Below are 17,925 nucleotides of genomic sequence, written 5' to 3' on the forward strand. Positions count from 1 at the left end.
CGCCAGCGTCTAGTGCTGCGAGAACCTCCGCACGGCGGCTAGGTCAATCACCGCGATGGATAGCGCCAGGATGATAACGAGGCTCAGCCAGACCGAAGGCGACGAGAGCCATGACTCGAAGCAGCCGCCGCGGAAGCCGCGGTGCCAGAACGCATCCGTCCCAAGGCAGTCGGCTTCCCCGGTTCCCGCGATTCCTGCCGCGAGAATCACGACGAATCCAATAGGTATCTGCAGCCAGACCACAATGGTGGCAATGTACGCCAGAACGAGCAGTGCGCAGACGAAAATTAAGTTGACCTGCAGGCTGACCGGGATGATACGCGGAGCCAGCGCCAATGAGGTTATGACGGCCAGAATGCCTAACACCGCCACCATCCGCGAACGCAAAATCGACAAAATGAGTCCATACGCGAACAGCAGCCAACCAACCGTCACAAGAAGGTGTGGCATGATGACCGGGTCGGCCTTCACTGTAGTGGCGAGCGCTGCGGAGACCATACCGCTTGTGGCTGTCGCAGTCGGTCGAGGCGACGTGAGCGGCAGCCACAGGAACTGCAGGCAGACCAGCACGAAGCCAGTGACAAGCAGCGCACCATTGAGTGCTGCGCTAGTTCGTGACTGCCGCGTGAGTCCGCGAGCCGTCAGATAAAAGCCGAGGATGGGCACGCGCACTGACGCCGACAATGCGCTGATCGGCCCCAGCTTCGCCGATGCGGACGCGAGCGTGCGCTGGCTTGCGGCGACGATATGCGCAAGTGTGCGCGTGAAAAGATCCGAGCCCGCCTGGCCGGCGAGCCGCTCGCCTGAAATCAGCCCATTCGCGTACGCTTGCGCCGCTTCATCTGGCGAGAAGCGGATTGGCGACTCTGAATTACCGAGCAGCTTGACTAGCGCGCTGCTGAACTCGCTGGCGTCCGACCCGTCGCTTTGATCCGCCTCGATCGCCATAACGAGTTTCGGCAGCTCTTCTCGCAGGATGCCAAGATGTAGCCTGATCGTGATCACCTCCGCACACAGCGGAAGCTCGTCGGGAAGCGGCAGTCTGTTGTTATCGAGGAAACTCAATTCCGCGCAAAGTCCTACGTAATAATTTCGATCGCTCCAAAGGGAGTCAAGATATTCGCGCAGAGGGCCAGCCGGCACGCTGCTTTTCGCAATCCCTTCGATCTTGCTCGCCGCGGCCTGCGGACTTGCGAATGCCGATTGAAGCCGCTCGGGATTCAATAGGAGCTTGACGAGGCGCTCGGCCCCGTCGAGGCGGCCGAAGGTCCAATCGTTGACCCGCCAGGATTGCTTGTAGAAGGCGGCGAAGTGTGCGACTTGTATTCCTAGGAGCTTCTCACGAGCTTGAGAGCGCGTCTTCGAATTGCCTAGTGGACCCACTGAATTACCGCTGATCTGCACCAGTTCGACAAGCGTGTCGTCGGTGAGTTCGTCGCGCTGATTAAACGAATACTGGATGACTTCAAGCTGTAGGAGCCTGTACAGGATCGCATGCGCAGGAGACCACCGCGCCCTGTCTTTGCGCGAGCACTCCGGCTGTGTCGAAGCGGACTCTGCATCCGGTTCGCCCGGCCGCTTCTTCTCTTCAAAGAACTCAACAAGTTGCACGAGGTCGTCAAGCTGCTTGCGCATGAGACCGTTAAGTTCGTCCCGCTTTGAATGACCTGCGGTCTCGCCCGGCTTGCGACGAAGACATCCCAGTCCGGGAAAACCCAGTCGATCAAAGTCGTCGATGAGTTCCCGCGCTTCCCTGCACGTCTTGCACACCACCACCGCCATGCGACTCGCGAGACGCGCGCAGGCGCGACGACGATCGGCAGTGTTAAGAAAAGCGAGCATTGCTCGGAAGACATCAGGATCGGCGACGTAGGTGAACTGCACGCCCGCTTGCGCTGCCTTCACCCTTTTATCTCTGAGCGCTTTGGCTTGCTCGTCGAGCTGGCGCCTGATTCCGCAGAGAAATTCGACCGCGCGCGCTTCCCACTTCGATTGCTCCCGCGCCTTCTGCCGCTCGAGCGCGCGAATCGTCGCGTAAGCGCGCCGCCAGAGCCTTGCAAGCGAGGATGCTTCGGAGTCTGCAGCGTCACATCTTCCGCAACCTCTGTCTTCCCAGTCGGTTCTTCGCTTCAACTCCGCCTCGAGTTTCGCGCCCGGACGCCACCACGCGAGCCCTCGTATTTTGTTGCCGATGCCGTCGGAAGCAACGGATGCCTCGTCCACACCGCCGGATATGTCTTCGTCGCATTCCGCCAGTGCGTTGAGCGAGTCCCTGATGTCGGCAAGGCGCTGCGTGAGGCGCAGCAAGTCGAGCATGACACGCGCCGAGAATTCTACGGGAAACAGCCCCCACTCCCAGTGCGCGTCGCACCGGTTCGCCTCGTCGCAATAGTCCGGCCACTTCGTTGGAATCCAGGCGTCCCACTCAATGCTCTCAAAAGTCAGCTTGATGGTCGCGGCGCCTTGTTTGCCCAGCACAGCGAGCGCGTCCTGCAATTCCGGAATGCGTAATGCATGCGCTGGTGATCCGTCACCCGGGCAATGCCCCTCCTTTTCGCGGTCACCATTTGCGGCGGCGCCGAGCGTCTGGCAGACGTCGCTTACCGAAGGCGTGTGCGCCCCCGGCTCCGCCGATGTTACGACGGGCAACATGTCGAGAATGAAGAGTTGGCACGTATTCGTGATGCGGCGCTTACGATAGACAGCGAACAACTGTCTCGCCAGCGAGAGGTGATTCGCTGAAGCTGCCACGACGTTGAGCACATTATCACGGCGCAGCCCTACTTCTCGGTTGTGATCTGCGATTTCCTGCAACTGGTCCGCGATGCTCTGCGACTGTGGGATACCGAAAAGACTGGCACCGAGCACGCTGTAGAGCGAAGGGACATCGGCCATGGATTCCGGCCGCGGTCCGTCGCCAGGGTCTGGATTGATATAGGCCAGCACTCGGCGCACGCCACGCTCTCGTGACATGTTGAAGATAGCCTTCAATGCCCCTCGGATCGGTTTGTTATTGAGAATGCCGCCGTCGACAACATGGCGCTTCTCGACAAGCGGATTGTCTAGCGCGTCGAAAAGATGGGCATCTGCGCCTGCGTCGATCTGCGACGGCTCAAAGGCAAACGGAAACGATGCCGTTGACCGAGCCGCACGACTCAGCGCGGCAAGCACCTTGTCCTTGTCTTTGAAATCGTCGGCAGTGTCAGTGCGCCGGAAACGGAAATGCCCTCGATAGTCGACGTCCTCGACCTTGGTTCCCAAAGAGTCGACGGTCTGCACGCGGCGTCCGGTGAGCAACGTAGTCGTGAGTTGAAGGTCAATCGAGTCCGTATATGGCGCCTCGAGTGGTGAGGCCTCGCAAGCCAAGCCGTCAAACGCCGAAACAATGTGGGGGAAGAAGAACTGCTCGCCCCGCAAAAGCGCCCCGCAACTCGGGCCGACCGGCGAACTCAGCAAGCTCTCGAGCGCGCCCGTCTCCATCCAGACTTCTCGAAGCGATTCGAACTCACCACCATACAGCAGCGCGATGACCAGCGCGGCACCGTTGACGCCGCCCGCGCTCGTGCCGCTGATCACGTCGACCTTCGCGACCGAGTTAGTCAGCTCGAGAATATCTCGATAGACCGGATGTGACTGCGTGACGAGGCGATAGATTTCGGTTGTCACTCCCCCCATCCATACTGCCAGACTCACACCGCCGTTCATCACCAGTGCGATCCTAACCTCTTCAGGTTGCGGTTTCGACATCGTGAAATCCTCCTTGGCCATCGAATTGGCAGAGCGGTCGGCGTTTTGATCCGTCTAAACCCCTGCCGGTCGAAACGTAATGTTCCGGCGACAGGGCTAACAAATGAAACCAATTTCATGGGACCCTTGGTGTTCACCACGCCGCCCGGCCCGCAACCCATTAAACAAGCGAAGAATCGCATTCGGATTCGGGCGCTTGGTTCGCTCGTGGTGAAGTAGGCGGCAACAACCGGCCTCGCTGCGCCGGGCGACGCGTCCGCGGGAGCGGACCGAGACCGGACTGGGCATCACAACAACTGACGAACAAGAAAGCCGCCCTGCCGACACCGCGAGCCCTTGCGTCAAGTTCGTTGGGTCGACCATTAAACTCTGACGCACGCAGCTCAGATCCGGTTCGCAGACAAATGAACGGTATTAACGATCTGCATTGCCAATGACCTTCCCGTGTGTACCATCGCTCCCCTTCGCGAACAAGTCTGCGATTGTGCCCTCGGAAGTCGGATCCGCCGACTCGTTTGTTGAGGAAAGTTGGCCAGTTCAGGCTCTTGTTCCTGTTGCGTATGCAACACTGTCGCCTTAGAGCAGTTTGAGCAGGGACCTCCACGTGACGCGCCTCCAGCGGATGGAGCGCAGCGCGCGCTTTTATCTCAAGATATAAAAAACCCGCATAACTTGTATCTTTTGGCGCTGCCGTTATGTGGGCTTGCGCACATACGCTTCGGTACAGCATGACCTATGCAAACAGGTAGTGTGAGCCTGTGACCGCCGGCGTGGCTATCCCTGTTCTTGGCGCGCGACGGCCCGCTCTGCCCGAAAGCAATAGGCAAAGAAATACACAGAGAGGCGTGTATAGCTGACTCGCGCCGCGGCTTGCTCTTGGGGCGGGTCGTTCGGAAATCGTCGACACGAGAAGCACCTGCAGAGAGAATTCTGCGCTCTCCCCGCGTAGATCGGCTTATTCGGAACGCAAAAATCGCGCCGTTTCAACCCATTTAGAACCCTTAACAAAAAGAACGAAGGGCTGTTAACCCTCGATGAATGCTGCTAACCTTTTCATTGTTTCGACGACGAAAAGGACATGGCCAAGCCGATACTCGACGACGAACTGTGGGCACTCATCGAACCGTTGCTGCCCCCTCCCAAACTACGGCGAACCCGTTATCCGGGGCGCAAGCCGCTCGACAATCGTGCGATGCTCACCGGAATTCTCTTCGTCTTGCAGACAGGCCTGCGTTGGGACCTGCTACCGCGAGAGATGGGTTGCGGCAGCGGCATGAGTTGCTGGCGTCGCCTACGTGACTGGCGAGCCGCTGGCGTCTGGGAGCAGTTGCACAGAGGTGCTGCTTGCGCGATTGCGCGCAGCCGACCAAATCGACTGGTCTCGCGTCATCGTCGATTCCTCTTCAATCCGCGCTGTGGGCTCAAGTCAAAAACAGGACCGAATCCCACAGACCGCGCGCGACCCGGTTCAAAGCACCATCTCATCACCGAAGCGCAGGGCGTCCCGCTCGCGGTGATTCTGACCGGCGCCAACCGCAACGACGTCACTCGACTTCAAGCGCTGGTCGAGGCAATTCCGCCAATCCGCGGCAACCGTGGCAAACCACTATCAAAGCCTCTGTTGTTCAGGGCGACAGAGGCTCGTTTCCGTCTTCACGAAGCGGCGTGCAACCGATTCTGCAGATTCACGCTGCCCGTCGATATTTTCCGCTTCATCGGCGTTCTGCGTCATTGTCCCTGACCGCCTGTCATGCGTGCGGTTTCGCTCGCGTGTGAGTGCCACCACGCGGCGTGCGATTTTTTGCGTCTAGTAGCCTTCATCGCGGATGCCGTGAATGGCGAACACGACATCGGTAACTGTGTCGTCGATCGCTTGCAGATTGGGGGCACTCGGTAGGATAGAAAGCCGTTCGAGTTGTTTTAGCGTCGCAGTCAGGGCGCGAGCGATGATGTGGTGCCGACGCATGTCGGCAGGGCTGTCATTCGCTTCGAGCACGTTGACGTGACCTGACTTGGGCACATCCAGGTAGTAGAAGTCCTGACCGGCAACGAGATCGATATTGTCTCCCGGCGACACGATGTCGACGATCGTCCCCAGTAGTTGTTTCGCAATGGCGGACCCTGCGGCCTCCAGACCAGCGCGTCTGCGCATTGCCATCCACTGGTGGCGAAGCAACGTGAGAAATGGCGCACCGCGATGAACCCGGAAAATCAGTGGAACCTTGCGTCCCAGAGTGACAGCCATGATGGCGTTTCCAATTGCCACACCAGTTAGCCGTTGGACGAGCGTCGGCAATGAGAGATGAGCAGAGATGTGCCATCCCCGGTTCATGCCCGCAAGAAGCACGATCCGGTCGACTTTCTTGGCATCAGTGGACTCGCCGCAGGCATAAACATATGCCTTTCAAACGATTAATGAACCAAAGCTATATCCGACCAAAATGATCTTCCCGATCTCCGCGTGTTGCTCGCAAATCGTATCGATAGCGTTGAGAAGTCGCTTCGTGATCTCGCAGGGATCGTCAAACGAAGCCATGGAGAATCCCATCTCCGGGCAATAGACGATCGGTTCGGGCTTACCGTCTCGCTTCCACGTTCTATGTACGACATCTACCACGTACCGCAGCCGCTCTGACCTGCCCCCTATGCCATGGATCACCCCAATGAGATCCCGCTTTTCACGGTCGCTTTCCGACGGATGATCCATGATGAACGTCCGAGTCGGGATGATGGCATGCAGCGCTTTCGATTGCTGCCAGAGACGCTTTACCGTTTCCCAGCTGTTTTCGCGGCGGCGACTTCCGAGGCAGGTTTGTCCGTACTTCCTTTCTTGATTGCGTCCGTTTCACTGGAGAGCCTGGACGACTGTACCAAGATGTATTCGTGAAGAACGTCGGTGCAATCTTTTTCCATCGAATTTTCGGGCGATTTCTGGGTTCCGTTTGCTGTAAGGGTTTTTGCACAGAGTGTGATTAGAGGAGCGTAAGCCGACTGCTTTAGATAGTTTTCCTGTATTGTGATTACGGCATTTGCCATTGCTACCTTGTCTGCGTCAGCGCCATTTTCGTTTGCTGCGCTTGCGGCAACTGAAGGCGTTGCGTGAGAGGCGCCCGCTGTTCCTGAGGGTGGTTTGTCGGCAACTTTCAAGGCGGCCGGAAATGCCCTGTCGTCAAAGGCAAAATTTATACGTTTGATGGCCGCTTCACGCTGCGTGTCAATGGTCGAATCGGGATTTTTAAAGCTCGCGCCCGCCGCCGTGGGTGGTTTGCCCCCTGGGGTGCCCCCGCCGGCATCGGTCTTCTGCCCCGGGGGCGCCGAAGCCGCCGCGGCAGCCGATGCGGGCTGCTGATTGTTGGACATTCCCGTCACGGCCTCTATTGCCAGTAGCGTGACCATCGTATCGCCATAGCGACTGAGAACGAGCGCGTACTCCGTAGCTGAAATGGCGCCATTCGAGTACGCCTCGCAGAGCCGGTACACACCGTCTCGTAGTAGTTGCGTTGTGGCGAGCCGCCTTCCCAGTTCCGCGAGACTGGAATTCTGCACCGAAGAGAACGCTGGGTTTACCGAAACATTCGCACCGCTCCCCCCCAATGCCTTTAGCCCATTGGCCGTCACATTGGCACTTGCGGTAAAAGCGTCAGCGAGCGCTTTCGCGATATCCGGGCTTGGTTCCGCACAGATCGTATAGTTCGGATCTGCCCAGTCGGGGGGACTGGCCTTGCTGAGCGCGCCCACCGCTGACGATGCCGCCTGTGAGGGTTTTGGGCGCGCGAACACGAAGCGCATGTCCGCAGTTGCGGCGACATAAGGGGAATCCGCGATTACACCGTTGATGACTTGCGGTCTGTTGTCATTTGCACAGGCTGTCAGACATAGCAACGTGACTCCCGCATAGGCCCGTGCCTTCATCTCTCTCTCCATATTGTCAGCGGCGACACGGCGTGGACTTTGTTTTAGTGGCATCAGATTGACGATGCCGTATTACAGATGATCGGCTTGTTGTCTAAACGAATAGATGAAAGGATTGTTTTAAACAAATGCCTACCATCGCTTTTACGAGGAAATGGCTTCCGTTGTACGGAATTGTGTTAGCAGCCGCACACTCTCAACGCTTTCTTTGGTTCGCTTACAAAAAAAATAACGATGCAGCAACTGGTACACATCGTGGGTTCCGAATTTGTTTAGGAAAAACATACAGGTTCTGCACTTGTCTCCGTAAGCAATTTGGAGGGGTAAGAAGCTGGTCAACCGGTCCTGACGAGATCTATTGGCAATGCCGAATCTGCTTGAGTCACCCTGCACCCTCACCTCGCTGCAAGGGGGCATACTTAAATTCGTACTCTTGACAGCAGTGCTTCGTACGGAACGCCTAAATCACAGCGGGCCTATAAGCGCCTGCCATGTGCGAAGAACTTGATACGAACCAAATCGCGTACCACAATTCATGGCAATGCCGTTAGTCAGTTGCCTGGAGTCTTGAGGCGCGATCTGCGTTCAAAGTACGGGGACCAGCGGTCAGGGAGAGCACTGCAATGCAAACGCAACCCGAGGGGCCGATAACCTTGAATGAGATTGATAAGAAAGATCTTGAATTCGCCAAAGAATTTTGGACGTTAGGCAACGTAGTCACAGGATTTTCCATTCTTCAAGGCCTTGCCTTTGTAAGTTCAGTCGGTCCGCACAGAAGCGATCTATTTTGTGCAACTTTCGAGCATCGCTTCATCACCGCGCTGCTTGTCCTATTCTTCTCCGTAGGATATTTCTGGATGGTTAATTTTTGCCATCTGGAGCGAGAGCGTTTACTCAAAGCTCATGCGGTTCTGTCGAAAGACTTGGAAAGGGCACTAGGGAATCTGCAAAGCAAGCAAAGGATATGCATCGCTGGATTTTTGATCCTATCTGTGGCCGCAATATTCGGAGGGACGCAGGAGGAATACGATAAAGCATGCATGGCCAAAGGCACTCAATACGCAGCAACCGTCGGTCACGCGAAGCCCTGACAACATGCAAGAGCGTTGTCCGCGAGCTTTAGCTTGTTAAACGCCCCCGCACGGCACTTCGCTTTAGCTTCGAGGAAACCACGCTCGCCCCGGTATTCGTGTCGGACCCGCTTACCGCTGGGCTGCCTAAGGCGACCGGCTTGCTTCGCCTCCTGGTGCGATTAGCACGTGGACCATGCTTAGTGCCGCGATCTAGCGCTGAACCGCACCGGGAATCGTGGAGGCTGGTTGGTTTAAGTTAATGCGGGTACATCAATGATATTTCTGAGTTGCCTGTAGTAGTTTGCCTCAGCTTCGGCAGGCGGGGTATAGCCGAGCGGTTCCATCAGTCGATGATGGTTATACCAGGCCACCCATTCCAGCGTCTCCAGTTCGACGGATTCCCTCGTTTTCCACGGGGTGCGCCGATGAATCAGTTCAGTCTTGTACAGACCGTTGATCGTTTCTGCCAGCGCGTTATCGTAGCTGTCGCCACGGCTGCCGACAGAAGGCTCAATGCCGCCTTCAGCCAGACGCTCGCTGTAGCGAATACTGACGTATTGCCGGAATTCCGTTCGTGTAGCAGTCAGAGGTGGCCACGCAAAATCGGACAGCGGGATAAGTGGAACGGCCGGGGCCTGAGCCAGCGATAATGCAGGCAAAGGAACCGAGGAAATGACGAAACGAACCCGACGCACGCACTCAGCGGCGTTCAAAGCGAAAGTGGCCCTGGCGGCAGTCAAGGGCGAGCGCACGCTCGCCGAACTGGCGCAGCAGTTTGATGTGCATCCGAACCAGATCACGGAATGGAAACGGCAGTTGCAGGAGCGCGCGGCCGACGTGTTCGGTGCGGCCGGCCCGGTGTCGAGCGAGCCACCGGTAGACGTGAAAACCCTGCACGCCAAGATCGGCCAACTCAGCCTGGAAAATGATTTTTTAAGCGGTGCGCTCACCAAGGCGGGATTGCTGAGCGCAAAGCGATGATTGACCGTGGCCATGCGTTGCCTGTTTCGCGACAGACGCGGCTGGTTGGCATCGCGAGATCGAGCGCATATTACCGGGCGCGGCCCGTCAGCGAAGTCGATCAACTGCTGATGCGCCGGATCGACGAACTGCATCTGGAGTTCCCGTTTGCCGGTGCACGGATGCTGGCGCGCCTGCTGCGCCGGGAAGGCCACGAGGTCGGCCGCCGCCACGTGCGCACGCTCATGAAGCGCATGGGCGTGGAGGCGCTGTACTGCAAGCCGAACATGAGTCGACGCAACGCGCAGCACAAGGTCTGGCCGTATCTGCTGCGCGGCACGAAGATCGAGCGGGCCAACCAGGCCTGGGCACTCGACACGACCTACGTTCCCATGGCGCGCGGCTTCGTGTATCTGACGGCGGTGGTGGACTGGGCCAGTCGCAAGATCCTCACGCACCGCGTGACGATCACGCTGGAAGCCGTGCATGCCGTTGAGGCGCTGGAAGAGGCGTTCGCCCGCTATGGGCACCCCGATATCGTGAACACCGATAGGGTAGCCAGTTCACGGCGGGAGCCTTCACCGAGGCGGTGCTGGGCCGAGGCATCCGGCTGTCGATGGACGGCAAAGGCGCCTGGCGCGACAACGTGTTCGTCGAGCGCGTGTGGCGTAGCATCAAGTACGAAGAGATTTATTTGAGAGCCTACGAGTCGGTCAGCCACGCCCGGCGCTCCATTGGCCAATACATTGATCTGTACAACCGCAAACGTCCACATTCGAGCCTGGCGGATCAGACGCCCGATGAGGCATACTTCGCGACGCTGCCAGCGATCAAATCGGCAGCATGATCGCCCCGGACGCTCCACTTAAAAATCTCGGGACCCTGTCCGAACAAGCGGCGCCACCTCTGTCTATAGCGACGAGAAACGCAAGACTCCTTGCAAAGCCGTCCATGAGATCACCCCGTTGACCATCTTACCTTCGCTCGAACTGCGATGGCCCGTGCCATCGGCGGGGATGGCAGCGACCGTAGCGTCGCCGCAATCGGGGTAATTGTCCTTTTCGTGCAAAATCTGGCGGTTAGGTCTATTTTGTCTTTTAAAATCAATGAAGTATTCGACTCCCGAATTTCCGGACCTCATCTCTTTGAAGCAAGATCTGGCGATTCATGCGCCCGCCGTTCCCGTGCACGCTGCGTAGTGGCGTGTGGCCTCGGCGGCGAGACGTGCGTCTTCCGGGCTCGCTGTTCGATCTCATTCCGCTAGGAGATAGCGGCCTCAACGCATGTTCATCACCGCTCCTTCGTGGGCCCGCCTCACAATCTGGCCGTGCGCCGCCACGGCGCCGCATCCAGCAGCATCTCCCGATAGCGTTCGATCGGAAAGCTCATCATCCCCCGGAAATTTACGTGCGCGAAGTGCGCCGGCCCCAGCCGGCGCAACCAGTCGTCGCCAATGCCTTGACCTTTGCTACGCCAACCGTCAAGGGTCGCCTGCATACGCTGCGTATTCCACGCAATCACCACGTTTGTCAGCAGCGTCAACGAGCCGGATATCGCAATCATTTCATCGCGGCGCCGTCCGCGCTCTGGCGCGACCTTGCCGGTGTAGATCGCGCGCTGCAACTGATGAACCGATTCTCCCCGGTTAAGCAACGTATGCATTTCGCGCCGAAACTCCACGTTGCTGAAGTAATCACACAGGAATAGCGTGCGCAGTAGCCTGCCGAGGTGGTCTGCCGCCCGGTGCACAGGATGGCCCTGTGCCGCGCTTCCGAACCGCTGTAAAGCGACTATCGCGCTCACGCGGCCAGCATGAATCGATGCGACGACACGCAGCAGTCCGTCCCAGCTATCGCGAATCGCCTTGATGGACACCTCGTTGGCGGCGATGGCTGCCAGCCCCGCTGGTGCGACCATGCCTCTGGGCAGATGCAGTTTGCGTTCCGAGAGGTTGCGCAGACGAGGGCAAAGGTCAAAACCAAGCAGCTTCGACACTGTCATCCCTACGTTCGTGTATCCGTGCGTGTCTACACAAAGCCGCTGCAATCCGCCATCGTCACGAATCTCGTTGTGGCGGGTCACCCCCTCGATCGCTACTCCAGCCTGGCGTTCGTTCAGCACGATGGGTTGGTTATAGACAATGCCGTGCTGGTCCAGCACGTGCGTGTACATGCCCACCGCATGGGTGCGACGTCGCGGATCGACCCGCGCATAAAAGAGGTAGAGAGCGTCAAGCAGCATGGCCGGTCGTGTTGCCTCACGGGATGATGTTACTCTGGTGTGTTCGCCACCTCGGGTTTGTCTTGCGATGGAAGCTGGCATTGCGTAGCAGTGCCAGCTTCCATCGCGTCGGGCTCGCCGAGGATTCGGGTTACCAGCTCCCTCGCGCGGTTTGCCCGCCATGCCTTTACACGTCGCTGCAGCGTGCGTAACTGCGCACTTGAATACATTGCCGGCGCCATTTCGATGAGACGGCCCTGCAGGCGCTTCGCGGTAATGCCAGGTTCCGTTTCGAGCCACGCCTGGATCTTTGGCCACGTGTGCTCAAACGGATCCTCTCGGGTGCGCCAGTCGTGCGGCACCCGAGCCTTCCTGCGATGGGTCGGGCGCACCTCGCCAGCTTGCCATGCAGTAGCCAGGCTCTTCACGAACTCATCGACCGTCAAGTCCGCTGCCGAACCGGCGTCTGCCACCATTCCGTCCGTGGCTTGGCACTCCGCGAGACGGCGCTGCGCGTCACGCATGCGGCGCAAGAGTTCTACAGGATCTAGCGAGCGGAATTCTTCGCGCAATCGCTGTTTCGTTGCTTCCGGGACAGCGGGCGAACGAAGAACACGTTCAAGTGGCGTCAGCGGAGCCTCGTAGCGTTTCGTTACGCGCGCGCCGTGGCGCGTCTTCGACTTCAGCTTGAACGACGGCTGGAAATAATTGATGTACAGCCGCGAGCTCCGGTAGAGCGACGCCAGCACTTCGGTATCTTCCATGCCCCTCAGTTTGCCGTAGCCGACCAGCCGTCGCACAATCGAACCGTTCTTCTGCTCGACCCACGCCTGATCGTTTTTCTTGTAGGCGCGCGAGCGCGTCAGCTCGATACCTGTCGCCTTGCAGAAGTCGAACACGGCCTCGTTCATGAACGCTGTGTCGTTGTCGCTGTCGAGGCCCCGAAGGGGAAACGGCAGAACGGCCCGTACCCGCTCGACAAGCTCAATGACGAATGCGTGGTTACGGAATGGCATCGCCAGGCACTCGGTCCAGCCTGTCGCGATTTCCGTCATCACCAAACTGTGCACAAAGTCACCGTCGACCTTGACGCCACCGCAATGTTCAACGAAGTCGATCTCCAGATACCCGGGCAACGGATCGTTCCAGTCCGCGAAGGTCCGGATGGGGACGGCGCGACGGATCGCGTTGCCGATACCACCGGAGCGTTTGCGCTGACCATCGAAGGCCTGATCACGAACGTCGGCGAGCAGTCTGTCAATCGTGGCCGCACTGACCTCGAGCAGCCTCTCGCGCAGGTCGTGCGACAGCGACAGATGACCATACCGGGCCATCGACTCAATCAGAGTCGGAATCACGGCCTTCAGGCGCTTCCCGCAGATCCGATCAGCCGCTTCCCATAGAGTGATCAGCGCTGCACGCACTTCGTCGTTGTATCGCCTTTGCGGGCCTGGCTTAGCCTTTGGCTTCCGGACTTCGTTGCACAACACGCGGATCGCGTGCTTGCGGTGATAGCCTGTCAGTCTGACAAACTCATCAAGAATCTGACGCTTGCTATCCCGGCCCGCTCCCCGGTAACGCTCGCCGACTGCCTCTATCAATTCCCTTCTTGTTGCCATGCTGAGTCGCCTCGCCATAAGTCGCCCCTGCCAGCCATCCGGCAGGTAGCAAAATACATGAGGCAACGACCACGGTTGGGTAACAAATATCCTGAGTCAATGCGCCGGCCAAGATAATTGTCGCCGCCCAAAGAGGTGCGGTGACGTATCGAGGCTCATCGAGTCGCTTGATGCCTGCCGTCCAGAGCCCCAGAGTTCCGTAATCGGATGCGTGCGCTGGAATTCCACCACGCGGTCATTCGCACGCGACAGCCGCCCGGGCATCTCAAGGAGACGCATTGCCGTCGAAATATGCGCCGGGTCCAGTTTCGGGATCATGGCCGCGACGTTCGTGGCGTCCAGGTCCGTGCCGTGCGCGATCAACGCAGCGTACAGCGAGACGAGTTCGTTCGCATCTCGCGCCTTGCGTGCCAGGAGCACTTCGCTGAAGCCGGTGTGGGCATCCATCTCCATGATCATGTCGGCGAACTGCGCGGTACCAATCTCGCTGAATATCAGATCCCGTGTACGTTTAGGTATCCCATCCATTGGCAACGCTTCGAGTGCTGAGAGATGCAGCGCGCGGTCGGGGCCGATCGTGACGCGGCCTGCTTCTCGTGCTTCCTCCAGGGCCGCCAGCGCGGCCTTCAGGTGTTCCGTCAGCCGTTCGAGGAACGGATCCGCGGTTCCCGGCAACCCGAGCGAGGAAAGATAGCGGTTGTGATCGCGTTCCCACTGCGCGTGCGGGATCAGCAACTGATCGCGCTCACGGAACGACAGGCTGTGGTTGACCCAGACCGAGCCGCGGCGAAGCCCCTTGCGCAGACCCGTGATTGCGGATGCCTCCAGCGCCCGCAACGCTCGCGTCCGATCGTCGCCCTTGACTAGATCGCGCCAGGCCGCGCTGACCGGCACATCGCAGTCGAGCGGCAATTCGGTTACGCCGCTGTCACGCAGTGTGCCGACAAGCTTGAGCTGTCGGAGACTCGGCTCCGCTTCGCGGCCCACGAAGCCTAGCTCACGTAACGACCCCATCAGATTTCGGATGCGGTGGTGATCGTCGGTCAGCGCTTCGCGAACGCTCGCTGCGTGACTTGCAGGCGGCTTGTCTGCGAGATTCGCAAGCAGCTTGTCTATATCGTCGAGCCGTTCTTGCGCCGTACGCCTGCTATCCCGAACCGGCGCCTTGATCGCGACCAGTTGCTGCCGGTATTCAACAGCGGAGTGTGCCTGCCGAACGGTCGTGCGGTCGTAAGCCTGCCGCACGAGGTCGGAAACCCGGCGCCCCGTTTGGTAAAGTAGCGCGTCCGTCAGCTCGAGCAGAGTGACATGCAGGAAAAAGATCAACTCGATCGTGCGGGTCGACTCCTTAAGTTCGCGTACTTTCGCAGGACGGCGAGCCTGAACGCGCTGCGCGTACGCTCGCTGCTTTTCGATCGGTACGACGTCCAGCTGCCATTCGTGCACGCCGAGGTCCTTCAGGAGGCGGATTTTCGCAAGTGTTTCGGTGATGGTGGACGGACTGTGCCGAGCGGGCGCAGTCTTGAGCCATTCCAGTATCGTCATGCGCGAACTGCCATGCCGTGCGGAAAGAAGCGCATCGGCGCGCACGCGCTGCGCTTTCGGCACGACCGCCTCGATCAGTGCGAGCAGGTCGCGCTCGACCTCTGCCCAGATCGATCGCGCAAGATCACGCAACTTCCGTTCCGCCGGAATCAGGATGCGACGTTCGTAGAGCCAGTGGTGGGCATGCTGGATCAGATCATCCATTGAGAGAGTCTCGGCGGCATCCTGCTCCATCCATGCAGCAACGTCGACCAGCTGGCCCTGGCCATGCGACGTCAGCCCGAGGTATTCGCAGGCCCAAACCTGATGATCGTATTGCGTCTTGTAGCGCTGGTACAGCGTGCGCAACGAGGCGATCGTCGGAATGGGCAAGCTGAGCCGTTCGCCGATGTAGCGCAGCAACTGACGTGGGAGGGTGCCGACATGATCGAGCGTGCGTCCGCTTGCGCGCAGAAACACCAACTGAATGGCAGCGCCAGCGCGCCGATCGCTCCGGAAACGCTCGTTAAGCGCGGCGATGTCGCTATCAGTCAGCGCGAAGTAGCGTTCGACATCGAATTCCGACAACCTCGAGGGCAGACGATGCTGCCCCACATAGCGAAACGCCAGTCCCGGCATGGCTTGCCTCCCTTCGGAGGGCGATTCGAAATCGCCGGCGGCTAGGTTACCGCAGGTCGCCGCCAAGCCTGCCGATAGTCGTCTGGATCGCCCGCTGAGTCTTGCCGCTAAAGGCGTCTAGGAGGAAGCGCCAGATTTTGCACGAAAAGGACGATTACCCCACATAGCGCCACACGGCCGCCTTCGACATCCGCAACGTATCGGTGGCGCCAATGAAGCTGCCCGCGTCAGCACGACGACAAACTGCCCGTCAGCTTCGCCGGACATGCCGATAACTGGCTCACCCGCCTCGGCGTCGTGCACGACACGCGCCTGTACCCGGTAGGCCATACGCTCAGTGCCGACATCGCGAGTGACTTCTCGCGCTGGATTCACCAGCAGATCAATCTCGAACGACCCAACCGGAGCCCATCATGACCGATACCCGCACCGCCACGTATTCCGCTCTCCTCCTGCGCCTCGCGCTCGGCCTCATGTTCGTCGCGCACGGCCTGACCAAGCTGCTCGTCTTCACGCCGGCCGGCACCGCGAAATTCTTCGAGTCCGTTGGCTTTGCCGGCTGGTTCGCCTGGCCCATCATCGCCTTCGAGATTGTTGGCGGAGTGCTGTTGCTGACGGGCGTGTACGCGCGTGCCATTGCCGCGGTTGCCGCGATCGAGTTGTTCATGGCCTCGACGGTCCACTTCGGCAACGGGAGGATGTTCACCAGCGCGAACGGCGGCTGGGAGTACCCGGTTTTCCTCGCGGTCGCTGCAGCTGTCCTCGCGCTGCTCGGTGACGGCGCGTTCGCGCTCAGGCCGACGCTGCGCAACGCCTGACGCGCGCGCGCCTTGCCCGGGACTGATGCCATGGAATTCGGCATTTACACGTTCGGCGATCTCTCGACCGGGGCATCGGGCGCCATCGGAGCGCAACGACGCATCGAAGCCATCGTCGCGGCCGCGAGAGTCGCCGATGAGGCCGGCATTGACGTGTTCGGCGTCGGCGAGCACCACCGCGCGGACTTCGCAGTTTCATCGCCGCCTGTCGTATTGGGCGCGATTGCCGCCGTGACCCGTCGCATGCGGTTGACGAGCGCGGTCAGCATCCTGAGCTCCGAGGATCCCGTGCGCCTCTATCAGCAGTTCTCGACGCTCGATCTGATCTCGGGCGGACACGCGGAGCTGCTCGTCGGACGAGGCGCATACGTCGAATCGTGTCCGCTTTTCGGCTACGCACTCGCGGACTACGAATCGCTCTTCGAGGAGAAGCTTGCGTTGCTCACGTGTGGACCCGACACCTCAGAGCGATTCGATGAACTGTGGCGTTAAATCGAAAAGATCGCCCACGAGGCCATAATCGGCCACGCTGAAGATTGGTGCTTCTTCGTCCTTGTTGATCGCGACGATGACCTTCGAGTCCTTCATGCCGGCCAGGTGCTGGATCGCACCCGAGATGCCGACTGCCACGTACAGTTGCGGCGCGACGATCTTGCCGGTCTGTCCGACCTGGTAGTCGTTCGGCACGTAGCCTGCGTCGACTGCTGCACGCGAGGCGCCGAGTGCGGCGTTGAGCTTGTCGGCGAGCGGCTCCAGCACCTTCGTGTAGTTCTCGCCGCTACCCAGACCCCGGCCACCCGAGACGATGATCTTCGCGCTCGTGAGTTCCGGACGGTCGAGCTTCGTGACTTCACGGCCGACGAACTGCGTGACACCACTTTCCGCCGCCGCTTCGAGCTTCTCGATGACAGCGCTGCCACCAACGGCCGCAACGGCGTCAAAGGCGGTCGTGCGAACGGTGACGACCTTGATCGGGTCGACCGATTGCACCGTCGCGATGGCATTGCCCGCGTAGATCGGGCGCTCGAACGTGTCCGGCGCATCCACGGCGGTGATGTCGCTGATCTGCGCGACGTCGAGCTTCGCGGCGATACGCGGCGTGACGTTCTTGCCCGCAGCCGTTGCCGGCGCCAGGATGTGCGTGTAGTTCTTCGCCGCATTTTGCACAAGCGCGAGGACCGTCGCTTCGACGTTTTCCGCGAGACCCTGTTCGAGTTGCGGCGCGTCGGCGAGCAGCACCTTCGCAACGCCTGCGATCTTCGCGGCGGCATCCGCTGCGGCCTGCGCATTGTGGCCCGCGACCAGCACGTGCACGTCGCCGCCAATCTTCTGTGCTGCTGCGACCGTGTTCAGCGTCGCGGCCTTGATCGAGTGATTGTCGTGTTCAGCGATTACCAGATTTACCAGATTCGT

11 protein-coding genes and 4 pseudogenes are annotated in these 17,925 nt (G+C 59.6%); 5 read left to right on the top strand and 10 right to left on the bottom strand.

Annotation, left to right across the window (positions count from 1 at the left end):
- Positions 1-9 precede the first annotated feature (9 nt).
- Positions 10-3,747, bottom strand: a complete 3,738-nt coding sequence (locus AB4Y44_RS10010; RefSeq protein WP_368699384.1) for a patatin-like protein — start codon at positions 3,745-3,747, stop codon at positions 10-12.
- A 1,078-nt stretch (positions 3,748-4,825) separates the two neighbouring features.
- Between AB4Y44_RS10010 and AB4Y44_RS10015 the strand changes: the two are divergent.
- A pseudogene (locus tag AB4Y44_RS10015) lies at positions 4,826-5,287 on the top strand (IS5 family transposase); the annotation flags it as partial.
- A gap of 4 nt (positions 5,288-5,291) precedes the next feature.
- Here AB4Y44_RS10015 and AB4Y44_RS10020 read toward each other — a convergent pair.
- The 4 genes from AB4Y44_RS10020 to AB4Y44_RS10035 all read right to left on the bottom strand — a co-directional run bounded on the left by AB4Y44_RS10020 (position 5,292) and on the right by AB4Y44_RS10035 (position 7,659).
- Positions 5,292-5,354 (bottom strand): hypothetical protein, encoded by a 63-nt coding sequence (locus tag AB4Y44_RS10020; protein ID WP_368699450.1) that lies wholly within the window; start codon positions 5,352-5,354, stop codon positions 5,292-5,294.
- 200 nt (positions 5,355-5,554) lie between these two features.
- Positions 5,555-5,992, bottom strand: coding sequence for a hypothetical protein (locus AB4Y44_RS10025; protein ID WP_368699385.1), 438 nt, complete (start codon positions 5,990-5,992; stop codon positions 5,555-5,557).
- Between the two features lie 159 nt (positions 5,993-6,151).
- Positions 6,152-6,454 carry a hypothetical protein gene (locus AB4Y44_RS10030; protein WP_368699386.1) on the bottom strand — a complete coding sequence of 101 codons (303 nt, stop codon included), beginning with the start codon at positions 6,452-6,454 and terminating at the stop codon, positions 6,152-6,154.
- A 59-nt stretch (positions 6,455-6,513) separates the two neighbouring features.
- A complete protein-coding gene (locus AB4Y44_RS10035) occupies positions 6,514-7,659 on the bottom strand; it encodes a hypothetical protein (protein WP_368699387.1) in 1,146 nt (381 codons plus the stop codon).
- Positions 7,660-8,282: 623 nt separating this feature from the next.
- On the opposite strand from AB4Y44_RS10035, the gene AB4Y44_RS10040 reads away from it, so the two are divergent.
- Entirely contained in the window at positions 8,283-8,750 is a 468-nt protein-coding gene (locus tag AB4Y44_RS10040) for a hypothetical protein (protein ID WP_368699388.1), read from the top strand.
- 233 nt (positions 8,751-8,983) lie between these two features.
- On the opposite strand, the pseudogene AB4Y44_RS10045 reads toward AB4Y44_RS10040, so the two are convergent.
- Positions 8,984-9,292 (bottom strand): annotated as a pseudogene (locus tag AB4Y44_RS10045) (integrase core domain-containing protein); the annotation flags it as partial.
- Positions 9,293-9,404: 112 nt separating this feature from the next.
- Between AB4Y44_RS10045 and AB4Y44_RS10050 the strand changes: the two are divergent.
- A pseudogene (locus tag AB4Y44_RS10050) lies at positions 9,405-10,539 on the top strand (IS3 family transposase).
- A 467-nt stretch (positions 10,540-11,006) separates the two neighbouring features.
- Here the strand turns inward: AB4Y44_RS10050 and AB4Y44_RS10055 are convergent.
- From AB4Y44_RS10055 to AB4Y44_RS10065, 3 genes and pseudogenes are all read right to left on the bottom strand, one after another.
- A pseudogene (locus AB4Y44_RS10055) lies at positions 11,007-11,927 on the bottom strand (Tn3 family transposase); the annotation flags it as partial.
- 35 nt (positions 11,928-11,962) lie between these two features.
- Entirely contained in the window at positions 11,963-13,531 is a 1,569-nt protein-coding gene (locus tag AB4Y44_RS10060) for a transposase family protein (RefSeq protein ID WP_368699389.1), read from the bottom strand.
- A gap of 96 nt (positions 13,532-13,627) precedes the next feature.
- A complete protein-coding gene (locus AB4Y44_RS10065) occupies positions 13,628-15,694 on the bottom strand; it encodes a DUF4158 domain-containing protein (protein ID WP_368699390.1) in 2,067 nt (688 codons plus the stop codon).
- A gap of 413 nt (positions 15,695-16,107) precedes the next feature.
- Between AB4Y44_RS10065 and AB4Y44_RS10070 the strand changes: the two genes are divergently transcribed.
- Both AB4Y44_RS10070 and AB4Y44_RS10075 read left to right on the top strand, forming a co-directional pair.
- Positions 16,108-16,512 carry a DoxX family protein gene (locus AB4Y44_RS10070; RefSeq protein ID WP_368699391.1) on the top strand — a complete coding sequence of 135 codons (405 nt, stop codon included), beginning with the start codon at positions 16,108-16,110 and terminating at the stop codon, positions 16,510-16,512.
- A gap of 30 nt (positions 16,513-16,542) precedes the next feature.
- Positions 16,543-17,004, top strand: coding sequence for an LLM class flavin-dependent oxidoreductase (locus AB4Y44_RS10075; protein ID WP_368699392.1), 462 nt, complete (start codon positions 16,543-16,545; stop codon positions 17,002-17,004).
- Here the strand turns inward: AB4Y44_RS10075 and AB4Y44_RS10080 are convergent.
- Positions 16,975-17,919: an electron transfer flavoprotein subunit alpha/FixB family protein gene (locus tag AB4Y44_RS10080; protein WP_368699451.1), complete on the bottom strand. Its 945-nt coding sequence runs from the start codon at positions 17,917-17,919 to the stop codon at positions 16,975-16,977. The two genes, AB4Y44_RS10075 and AB4Y44_RS10080, sit on opposite strands and share 30 nt — an antisense overlap.
- Positions 17,920-17,925 lie beyond the last annotated feature (6 nt).

Source organism: Paraburkholderia sp. BR10937 (assembly GCF_040965695.1).
Taxonomy (GTDB): domain Bacteria; phylum Pseudomonadota; class Gammaproteobacteria; order Burkholderiales; family Burkholderiaceae; genus Paraburkholderia.